The sequence below is a fragment of the Streptomyces sp. SID14478 genome (assembly GCF_010548525.1).
Taxonomy (GTDB): domain Bacteria; phylum Actinomycetota; class Actinomycetes; order Streptomycetales; family Streptomycetaceae; genus Streptomyces.
The window spans coordinates 1-9425 of sequence record NZ_JAAGMG010000173.1 but is presented as its reverse complement, the minus strand read 5'-3'; the positions used below and the strand labels follow the sequence as shown (position 1 = coordinate 9425).

Annotated in this window: 7 protein-coding genes; 2 read left to right on the top strand and 5 right to left on the bottom strand. The window is 69.5% G+C overall.

The features are described 5' to 3' along the window. Positions 1 to 415: 415 nt before the first annotated feature. The 4 genes from G3I40_RS06630 to G3I40_RS06615 form a co-directional block, all read right to left on the bottom strand. On the bottom strand, positions 416 to 1270 hold the full coding sequence (locus tag G3I40_RS06630) for an S-methyl-5'-thioadenosine phosphorylase (RefSeq protein ID WP_164301222.1): 855 nt from the start codon (positions 1268 to 1270) through the stop codon (positions 416 to 418). 88 nt (positions 1271 to 1358) lie between these two features. Then, positions 1359 to 1724 (bottom strand): FmdB family zinc ribbon protein, encoded by a 366-nt coding sequence (locus G3I40_RS06625; protein ID WP_164301221.1) that lies wholly within the window; start codon positions 1722 to 1724, stop codon positions 1359 to 1361. A 69-nt stretch (positions 1725 to 1793) separates the two neighbouring features. After that, the gene (locus G3I40_RS06620) at positions 1794 to 3104 is read right to left on the bottom strand and encodes an MFS transporter (RefSeq protein WP_164301220.1); all 1311 of its coding nucleotides are present in this window, start codon (positions 3102 to 3104) and stop codon (positions 1794 to 1796) included. 228 nt (positions 3105 to 3332) lie between these two features. After that, positions 3333 to 4802, bottom strand: coding sequence for a potassium/proton antiporter (locus tag G3I40_RS06615; RefSeq protein WP_343244842.1), 1470 nt, complete (start codon positions 4800 to 4802; stop codon positions 3333 to 3335). Positions 4803 to 5022: 220 nt separating this feature from the next. Between G3I40_RS06615 and G3I40_RS06610 the strand changes: the two genes are divergently transcribed. Beyond that, positions 5023 to 7779: a penicillin acylase family protein gene (locus tag G3I40_RS06610; RefSeq protein ID WP_164301219.1), complete on the top strand. Its 2757-nt coding sequence runs from the start codon at positions 5023 to 5025 to the stop codon at positions 7777 to 7779. A gap of 143 nt (positions 7780 to 7922) precedes the next feature. On the opposite strand, the gene G3I40_RS06605 is transcribed toward G3I40_RS06610, so the two are convergent. Further along, positions 7923 to 8495 (bottom strand): 5-formyltetrahydrofolate cyclo-ligase, encoded by a 573-nt coding sequence (locus G3I40_RS06605; protein ID WP_203643550.1) that lies wholly within the window; start codon positions 8493 to 8495, stop codon positions 7923 to 7925. Between the two features lie 145 nt (positions 8496 to 8640). Between G3I40_RS06605 and galU the strand changes: the two genes are divergently transcribed. After that, positions 8641 to 9425, top strand: a 785-nt coding sequence (galU, locus tag G3I40_RS06600) for a UTP--glucose-1-phosphate uridylyltransferase GalU (RefSeq protein WP_164301217.1), incomplete at its 3' end; no start/stop codon positions are given.

The window sequence follows — 9425 nt, the reverse complement described above, 5'->3', positions numbered from 1 at the left end:
GGCGGCGACGGCGGCCCGTGCGCCCGGGCCGTCGGCGCGTGCCGCGGACGCGCAGGGGCGGGAAAGAGGGAACCTCCGACGTCGGCGGAGTGCTGAGCTGGGCCGGGGGAGTCGTCGAAGCCGGGGAGAGGGGGGAGGGGAGCGAGGAGGAAGAGGGGGTCGAGGACATGGTCGTCACCGCCTGCGGTCGGAGCCGGAACGGACGGGCACCGCGCCCGTCTCGCCGACCACGATCCGCCTCCCCGGCAGATCCTGCTGAGCCCCGTGCACTACCGAGAGGTTGTGGACAACTCCCTCACCCGATGGGGTAGTTCGATGGGGCAGTTCCACACCGTCGCGCCGCCGGCCCCTGCCGCCGACCCCGCCCCCGCCCCTGCCGCAGCCCTCGCCTCCGCCCCCGCCCCTGTCGCCGGCGTCACGGCAGACGGATCCCCGGGTCCATCCCGCCGAGCGCCCCCACGCACAGGCAGTCCCGCTCCTCGGTCGTCGGCAGTCCGGCGACCGCGTCGAACAGCACCGTCCGCAGCCGGTCCACATTCGCGGCGAACACCTGGAGCACCTCGTCGTGCGAGACGCCCTCACCGGTCTCGGCGCCCGCGTCCAGGTCCGTGACGAGGGTCAACGACGTGTAGCAGAGCTCCAGTTCACGGGCGAGCATCGCCTCGGGGTGCCCGGTCATGCCGACGACCGACCAGCCCATCGCGGCGTGCCACCGCGATTCGGCCCGGGTCGAGAAACGGGGCCCTTCGACGACGACGAGCGTCCCGCCGTCCACCGGCTCCCAGTCCTTGCCGCGCGCCGCCTTCACCGCGACCTTGCGCCCCACCGGGCAGTACGGGTCGGCGGGCGAGACGTGCACGACGTTCGGCACGGTGCCGTCGGGCAGCGGGTGTCCGTCGAAGAACGTCTGCACCCGGGACTTCGTGCGGTCCACGAACTGGTCCGGCACCAGCAGCGTGCCGGGCCCGTACTCGGCCCGCAGCCCGCCCACCGCACACGGCCCGAGGACCTGGCGCACGCCCACCGAGCGCAGCGCCCACAGATTGGCGCGGTAGTTGATGCGGTGCGGCGGCAGGTGGTGGCCGCGGCCGTGCCGGGGCAGGAAGGCGACCCGGCGACCGGCGACCTCGCCCAGGAAGAGGGAGTCGCTCGGCGGCCCATAGGGGGTGTCGACCTGGATTTCGGTCACGTCGTCGAGGAACGAGTAGAAGCCGGAGCCGCCGATCACGCCGATCTCGGCGTCGGTACGGGTGTGCGTGTTGGTCGCCATGGTCAGCACAGTAACCAAGGGCGGGAACGCCGAAGACCCCGCCGTCGGGGACGACAGGGTCTCGTAAGACGTTCGTGGCAGGTCGCGCCTAGGCGGCGGACGACGAGCTGGAGGAACTCGAAGAACTCGAGGAACCCGAGGAGCCGGACGAGGTCGACGACGAGGTCGAGGACGACGACGTAGAGCCGGAGGAGGACGAACCCGAGTCGGAACCCGAGGTCGAGCTCGACGAACCGGACTTCGCGGACGACGGCGCCGGGCTGCTGCTCGACGAGGAGCCGCGGCTGTCATTGCGGTAGAAGCCGGAGCCCTTGAAGACGATGCCGACGGCCGAGAACACCTTCTTCAGGCGGCCACCGCAGTTGGGGCACTCGGTCAGGGCGTCGTCGGTGAACTTCTGCACCGCCTCGAGGCCCTCGCCGCACTCGGTGCACTGGTACTGGTAAGTCGGCACTGTGTCTTCCTCCTGGCACTCTCACTCAGTGAGTGCTAACGACGGTCCATAGTGGCCTATTCCACGGGATCAGTCCACTGCCACAGGCACTCGGTGACCCACGCCACGTGCGACGGTCCGCCCTCCAGAGGGTGGCACGAGCCGCGAACGCAGCAGGTAGATGATCCCGAGGGCGAGCACGGTGCCGCCCATGGGGACCAGGAATCCCGCACCGTCCCAGAACCGGTCCTCGAGCTGTCCGGCCACCGTCACGGCGGCCGCCTGACCGAGTGCGACCGCGCCGGTCAGCCAGGTGAAGGCCTCGGTGCGGGCGCCGGCGGGGACGATCTTCTCGACGAGGGTGTAGCCGGTGATCAGCGCGGGTGCGATGCACACGCCGACCAGCAGGCCGAGCCCGGCGAGCAGCAGCACGGACTGCGCGGCCCACAGCCCGGACGCGGTCAGCGCCAGGGCCGTGTAGCCGACGAGCAGGCGGCGCTGCGGGGCGATCTTCCAGGCGATGGCGCCGCAGACGATGCCGGAGAGCATGTTGCCCGCGGCGAACGTTCCGTAGAGGACGCCGTTGAGGCCGGGTTCGCCGATCGCCTCGGTGTAGGCGGCGAGCGAGACCTGCATGCCGCCGAAGACGGAACCGATGCCGAGGAACGCCACGATCAGGACCCGCACGCCCGGCACGCGGAGCGCGGAAGCGTGCTCCACGCGCGCGTGCCCGGCGATCTCGGCCACGGAGGGCTGTGTGCTCTTCTGGGCGGCGAACAGCAGTCCGCCGACGAGGGTGAGCGCGGCCTCGGTGAAGAGGCCCGCGGCGGGATGCACGCCGGTGCACAGGGCGGTGGCGAACAGCGGGCCGAGCACGAACGTGAACTCGTCGGTGACCGACTCGAAGGCGGCCGCGGTCTGCATCAGCGGCGAGCCCTGGAGCTTGACGCCCCACCGGGCGCGCACCATCGGCCCGACCTGCGGCGTGGAGGCGCCGGTCGGCACGGCGGCGAGGAACAGCGTCCAGGTGGGCGCTCCGGACAGGGCCAGCACGGTGAGCGTGAGTCCCGAGGCGGTGTGCACGAGGACGCCGGGCAGCAGGACGGCACGCTGGCCGAAGCGGTCGGCCAGCTTGCCGCTGTAGGGCGCGAACAACGCCATGGAGACACCGGTCGCCGCGGAGACCGCGCCGGCGGTCCCGTACGAGCCGGAGGTGTGCTGGACGAGCAGCACGATGGAGATGGTCAGCATCGCGAACGGCTGGCGGGCCGCGAAGCCGGGGAGCAGGAACGTCCAGGCCCCGCGCGTGCGCAGCAGCTGTCCGTAGCCCGGGCGCTGGGCGGGCTTGTCGGTCTTGGCGGTCTTGTTGACGGGATCGGTGACCGTGGCCTTCTCCGGCACGGTCCTTGCCTTTCTGCCGCCTGATGACACGCGTTGTGCGGGGCGTGCCGAGAGCCGTCCTCATACGCCGGGAACCGAGTGATACCTACGGTCCGCGCCAGGAGAGGCCCTGGGCCAAGCAGATCAGGCACTGCGAAGACAGTGCTGCAAGGGGACCGCGGCCGCTTTGCGGTCGCGCCGGCTCCACTTCAGGCAGAGTCGGTGAATCTTTTGGTCTGTCCGTCCATGTTAACGGGCGGTTTTGCCCTCTGTGCCCAGCCAGCCGGCCAGCTTGCCGCCGTGGGCGACGGCCCGCAGGCGCGCCTCCGCGGCGTCGCGGACCGGGTCGGTGGCCACGACCAGGAGTTCGTCGCCCCGGCGCAGGACCGTGGTGGGTCCGGGCACGAAGGACGTGCCGTCGCGCACGACCAGGGTGACGGCGGCGCCCTTGGGCAGCCGCAGCTCACCGACCTCCACGCCGTGCATCCGGGAGCTCTTGGGCACGGACACGGACAGCAGGTGGCCGCGCAGCCGCTCCAGGGGCGCGGATTCGATGCCGAGGTCGGCGGCCTCCGAGGAGTCGCCCAGGCTCAGCTTCCTGGCGAGCCAGGGGAGCGTGGGTCCCTGGATGAGCGTGTAGACGACCACCAGGACGAAGACGATGTTGAAGATCCGCCGGCTGTCCGCGACTCCGGTCACCATCGGGATGGTGGCCAAGATGATGGGCACCGCTCCGCGCAGCCCTGCCCATGACATGAGGGCCTGCTCCTGCCACGGCATACGGAAGGGCAGCAGGCTGATGACGACTTCCAAGGGGCGCGCGACCATCGTGAGGATCAGTCCGATGACGAGCGCGGGCACGATGTCGTTGCCCAGTTCGTGCGGGGTGACGAGCAGCCCGAGCAGCACGAACATGCCGATCTGTGCGATCCAGCCGAGACCTTCGGCGAAGCCCCGGGTGGCGGGCCAGTGCGGCAGCTTGGCGTTGCCCATGACCATGGCGGCCAGGTAGACGGCCAGGAAGCCGCTGCCGTGGGCCATGGCGCCCGCGGCGTACGCGACGGTGGCGATGGCCATCACGGCGATCGGGTAGAGGCCGGAGGCGGGCAGTGCGACGTGCCGCAGCCCGTACGAGCCGAGCCACCCGACCGCGAGCCCGATCGCGGCGCCGATGGCCAGCTCCATCGCGATCTCGCCGACGAGGACGTACCAGTGCTCCACGGGTCCGGCGGCCGAGAACGCGACTACAAGGATGACGACGGGGGCGTCGTTGAAGCCGGACTCCGCCTCCAGGACGCCCGTGATGCGCGCCGGGAGCGGCACCTTACGTAGGACGGAGAAAACGGCTGCCGCGTCCGTGGAGGACACCACCGCGCCGATGATGAGGGACGGCCGCCATTCCAGGCCCACCAAGTAGTGCGCTCCCGCAGCTGTCACCCCGACACTGACCGCGACTCCCACGAGAGACAGCGCGACGGCCGCGGGGAGTACCGGTTTGATCTCCTTCCACTTCGTGCCCAGACCGCCTTCGGTCAGGATCACGACGAGGGCCGCGTAGCCGATGACCTGAGTCAACTCGGCGTCGCTGAAGGAGACGTCGCCGATGCCGTCCTGGCCAATCGCGATGCCGATGCCGAGGTACAGGAGCAGGCTGGGCAGCCCGCTGCGCGAGGAGATGCGCACCGCGGCGACCGCGATGAGCAGGACGAGCGCGCTCACGAGCAGGAGCTGGTTGAGGTGGTGGACAGTCAGGGGCTGTTCCTTCCGGAAGCGGGGAGTTACTTCGTTACCTTACCTAATCGTTGACGCTTTCTTGACGCTTGGCCCTCCGCCGCGAACCCCCGCACCCCCTCGCTTCCTGACTCCGCGTCCGGGGCCGTACCGCACTGCTCGTATGGTTGCTCCAGCCAGCCGCTAGCGAAGGACAGCAAGGATCGCGATGCCCTCCACTACGAACGCCCCTTCCGGTCGCCAGTCGGGCAGGAAGAAGGGGCGCCGAGCCCGACTGATCGTGATCGTCCTGGTGTTGGCCGTCATCGCGGGCATCGGATACGGCGCCTACTGGGGCGTCGACAGCGTGCGCGCCTCCTTGCCGCAGACCACGGGTTCCGTGCAGCTCGACGGCCTCGACGGGAACGTGCAGGTCAAGCGGGACGGTTACGGCATCCCGCAGATCTACGCCTCCTCGGACGAGGACCTCTTCATGGCGCAGGGGTTCGTGCAGGCGCAGGACCGCTTCTACGAGATGGACGTGCGCCGTCATACGACCTCCGGTCGGCTTTCCGAGATGTTCGGCAAGGGTCAGGTCAAGACCGATGAGTTCCTGCGCACCCTCGGCTGGCACCGGGTGGCGCAGGAGGAGTACGACTCCAAGCTCTCGCCCGCGACCAAGAAGTACCTCCAGGCGTACTCCAAGGGAGTCAACGCCTACTTGGCGGGCAAGAGCGGCAAGGACCTCTCCGCCGAGTACGTGGCGCTCGGTTTCGAGAACGGCTACAAGCCGCAGAAGTGGACCCCGGTCGACTCCGTGGCCTGGCTGAAGGCGATGGCCTGGGACCTGCGCGGCAACATGCAGGACGAGATCGACCGCTCCCTGATGACGAGCCGCCTCGGCCCGAAGCAGATCGCCGACCTCTACCCCGAGTACCCGTACGACCGGCACAAGCCGATCGTGCAGGAGGGCGCCTACGACAGCGCCACGAAGACGTACGACCCCTCGTCCTCGGGCTCCACGGGCGCGCAGGGGACCGGAGCCGCGGGCACCGGCCTGACGGGCGGTGCACAGGCTCCCAGCGGCCTCCAGAGCCAGCTGGGCGGCCTCGCCGACGCCCTGGACCAGATCCCCGACTCCGCGGGCCTCGGCCCCAACGGCAACGGCATCGGCTCGAACTCCTGGGTCGTCTCCGGCGCCCACACCATCACCGGCAAGCCGCTGCTCGCCAACGACCCGCACCTGGCGCCGCAACTGCCGTCCGTCTGGTACCAGATGGGCCTGCACTGCACGTCCTTGTCGCAGAAGTGCCAGTACGACGCGACGGGCTACACGTTCGCGGGCATGCCGGGCGTCGTCATCGGGCACAACCAGGACATCTCCTGGGGCCTGACGAACTCGGGCGCCGACGTGACCGACCTGTACCTGGAGAAGTTCAGCGGCGACGGCTACCTGTACGACGACAAGACGGTGCCGTTCAAGACCCGCAAGGAAGTCATCAAGGTCGCCGGCGGCAGCTCCAAGACGATCACGATCCGCGAGACCGACAACGGTCCGCTGCTGTCCGACCGCAACGACGAACTCGTCAAGGTCGGCAAGAAGGCGCCGGTGGGGACCACGGCCCCCGACCGCGGCGACGGCTACGGCATCTCGCTGCGCTGGACCGCGCTCGACCCGGGCAACACCATGGACGCCGTCTTCGAGATCGACAAGGCGAAGAACTGGACCGAGTTCCGCAAGGCGGCCTCGGACTTCCAGGTGCCCTCGCAGAACCTCACGTACGCCGACGTGGACGGCAACATCGGCTACCAGCTGCCGGGCCGCATCCCGATCCGCGGCGAGGGCGACGGCTCGCTGCCCTCGCCCGGCTGGGACGCGAAGTACAGGTGGACCGGTTACATCCCGCAGTCCGCGCTGCCCTACGAGTACAACCCCGATCGCGGCTACATCGTGACCGCCAACCAGGCCGTGGTCGACAAGGACAAGTACCCGTACACGCTCACCACGGACTGGGGCTACGGCACCCGTAGCCAGCGCATCACCGACCTGATCGAGTCGAAGATCAAGGACGGCGGCAAGATCTCCACCGACGACATGCGCACCATGCAGATGGACAGCAGCAGCGAGATCGCCAAGCTGCTCGTGCCCAAGCTGCTCAAGATCGACATCAAGGACCCGTACGTCCGCGAGGCGCAGCAGCTCCTGGAGAACTGGGACTACACCCAGAACCCGGACTCGGCGGCGGCCGCGTACTTCAACTCCGTGTGGCGCAACGTCCTGAAGCTCGCCTTCGGCAACAAGCTCCCCAAGGAGCTGCGCGTCGACGGGCAGTGCCTGTCCGTCGAGCCGGTCGACAACACGGGCCCCGCCGACGAGGACCGCAAGGTGCGCGAGTGCGGTCAGCGGGACGCGGACTCGGCGCAGCCGGACGGCGGCGACCGCTGGTTCGAGGTGATCCGCAAGATCATCAACGATGAGGACAACGACTGGTGGAAGGCGCCGAAGACGCGCACCGACAAGGCCACCGAGAACCGTGACGAGCTGTTCGCACGCGCCATGGACGACGCCCGCTGGGACCTCACGGCCAAGCTCGGCAAGGACATCGACACCTGGAGCTGGGGCCGCCTGCACAAGCTGGAGCTGAAGAACCAGACCCTCGGCACCGAGGGCCCGGGCTGGCTGCAGTACGTGCTCAACCGCGGCCCCTGGAAGCTCGGCGGCGGCGAGGCCGCGGTGAACGCGACCGGCTGGAACGCGGCGGGCGGCTACGGCGTCGACTGGGTCCCGTCCATGCGCATGGTGGTCAACCTGGACGACCTCGACAAGTCCAAGTGGATCAACCTCACGGGCGCCTCGGGGCACACCTACAGCGCCCACTACACGGACCAGACCGACAAGTGGGTCAAGGGCGAGCTGCTGCCGTGGCACTACTCCAAGAAGGCCGTGGACGACAACACGTCGGACACGCTGCTCCTGAAGCCGTAGAGCGCCGGTAAGGCGCGGTAAGCGGCGGTAGAGAAGCGGCACGGAAAGGGGCCTCCACGCACGCGTGGAGGCCCCTTTCGCGCTTCCTGAAGCGTGGCCTACGGGAAGCCGCCTGAGCGGACCGACTCCCGTCAGGCGGCGACCTAGGTGAACCGATGCGTTCCGGACGGCGTCACCACGGCGTGCACCGCCTTGTCGTGCGCCTCCCCGGGGACGTGGGCGACGACTTCGGTGTCGTAGAGCAGCACCACGAGGGCGGGGTGCGCACCGGCCGCTTCCAGGCGGGCGAGCACCCTGTCGTACGACCCCCCGCCCCGCCCGAGGCGCGTCCCGCGCGCGTCCACGGCGAGCCCGGGCAGCAGCACGACGTCCGCCGCCAGCACGGCGTCCCGCCCCAGCCGTGCGCCGCCGGGCTCCAACAGAGCCATCTTCCCCGGGTGTTGCACGCGTGCGAGGGAGGCGGCTCCTTCGTACGTTCCCCAGTCCAGATCGTTGTCGGGCAGCAGCACCGGCAGCAGAACCCGCGTCCCGCGCGCGCGAAGTGCCTCCAGGAGCGCCCCCGTGCCCGGCTCGCTGCCTACGGAGACGTACGCCGCCACGGTGCGGGCCCCGGCCAACTCCTCGACCTCGAAGGCCCGCTCGGCGAGAACTTTTTCCGCCCCCTGTACGTCATCCTTTGGCAACGTGCTCCTCACCGCGAGGAACTCTCGTCGCAACGTGCGCTTGTCAGGGTGGGCGCCACGTGCGTTGCTCGTGTGCGGGCTCACAGTCGGCTCACAAACCTCTCCTCATCCGCGCATATATGTGCCATCAAAGCGGACCCACAGAATCCGCCCATAGGTGCCGGATATGGTGACGGGCATGACTGACTCGCACACCAGGATCACCAAGGCTGTCATCCCGGCGGCCGGTCTCGGCACCCGGTTCCTGCCGGCCACGAAAGCGACTCCCAAGGAGATGCTTCCGGTGGTCGACAAGCCGGCGATCCAGTACGTGGTCGAAGAGGCGGCCTCCGCGGGTCTCGACGACGTCCTGATGATCACGGGCCGTAACAAGCGTCCGCTGGAAGACCACTTCGACCGCAACTACGAGCTGGAGTCGGCGCTTCAGAAGAAGGGCGACGCCGACCGGCTGGCGAAGGTCCAGGAGTCCAGCGACCTGGCGACGATGCACTACGTGCGCCAGGGCGACCCCAAGGGCCTGGGCCACGCGGTGCTGTGCGCGGCCCCGCACGTGGGCGACGAGCCGTTCGCGGTGCTGCTCGGTGACGACCTGATCGACCCGCGCGACCCGCTGCTCGCGCGGATGGTCGAGGTCCAGGAGCAGCACGGCGGCAGCGTGATCGCGCTGATGGAGGTCGAGGCCTCGCAGATCCACCTGTACGGCTGCGCCGCGGTGCGCACCACCGCGGATGGTGACGTGGTGCGGGTGACCGATCTGGTGGAGAAGCCGGAACCGGCCGACGCCCCCTCGAACTACGCGATCATCGGCCGGTACGTGCTGGACCCGGCGGTCTTCGACATACTGCGCAAGACCCAGCCGGGCCGCGGCGGCGAGATCCAGCTCACCGACGCCCTGCAGCAGCTCGCCGCCGACGAGAGCGTGGGCGGCCCGGTGCACGGCGTCGTCTTCAAGGGCCGCCGCTA

Excerpts from the sequence above, each read along its gene's own strand:
- G3I40_RS06630 (WP_164301222.1), bottom strand. The coding sequence starts at position 1,270 with ATGGCGACCAACACGCACACCCGTACCGACGCCGAGATCGGCGTGATC.
- G3I40_RS06610 (WP_164301219.1), top strand. The coding sequence starts at position 5,023 with ATGCCCTCCACTACGAACGCCCCTTCCGGTCGCCAGTCGGGCAGGAAG.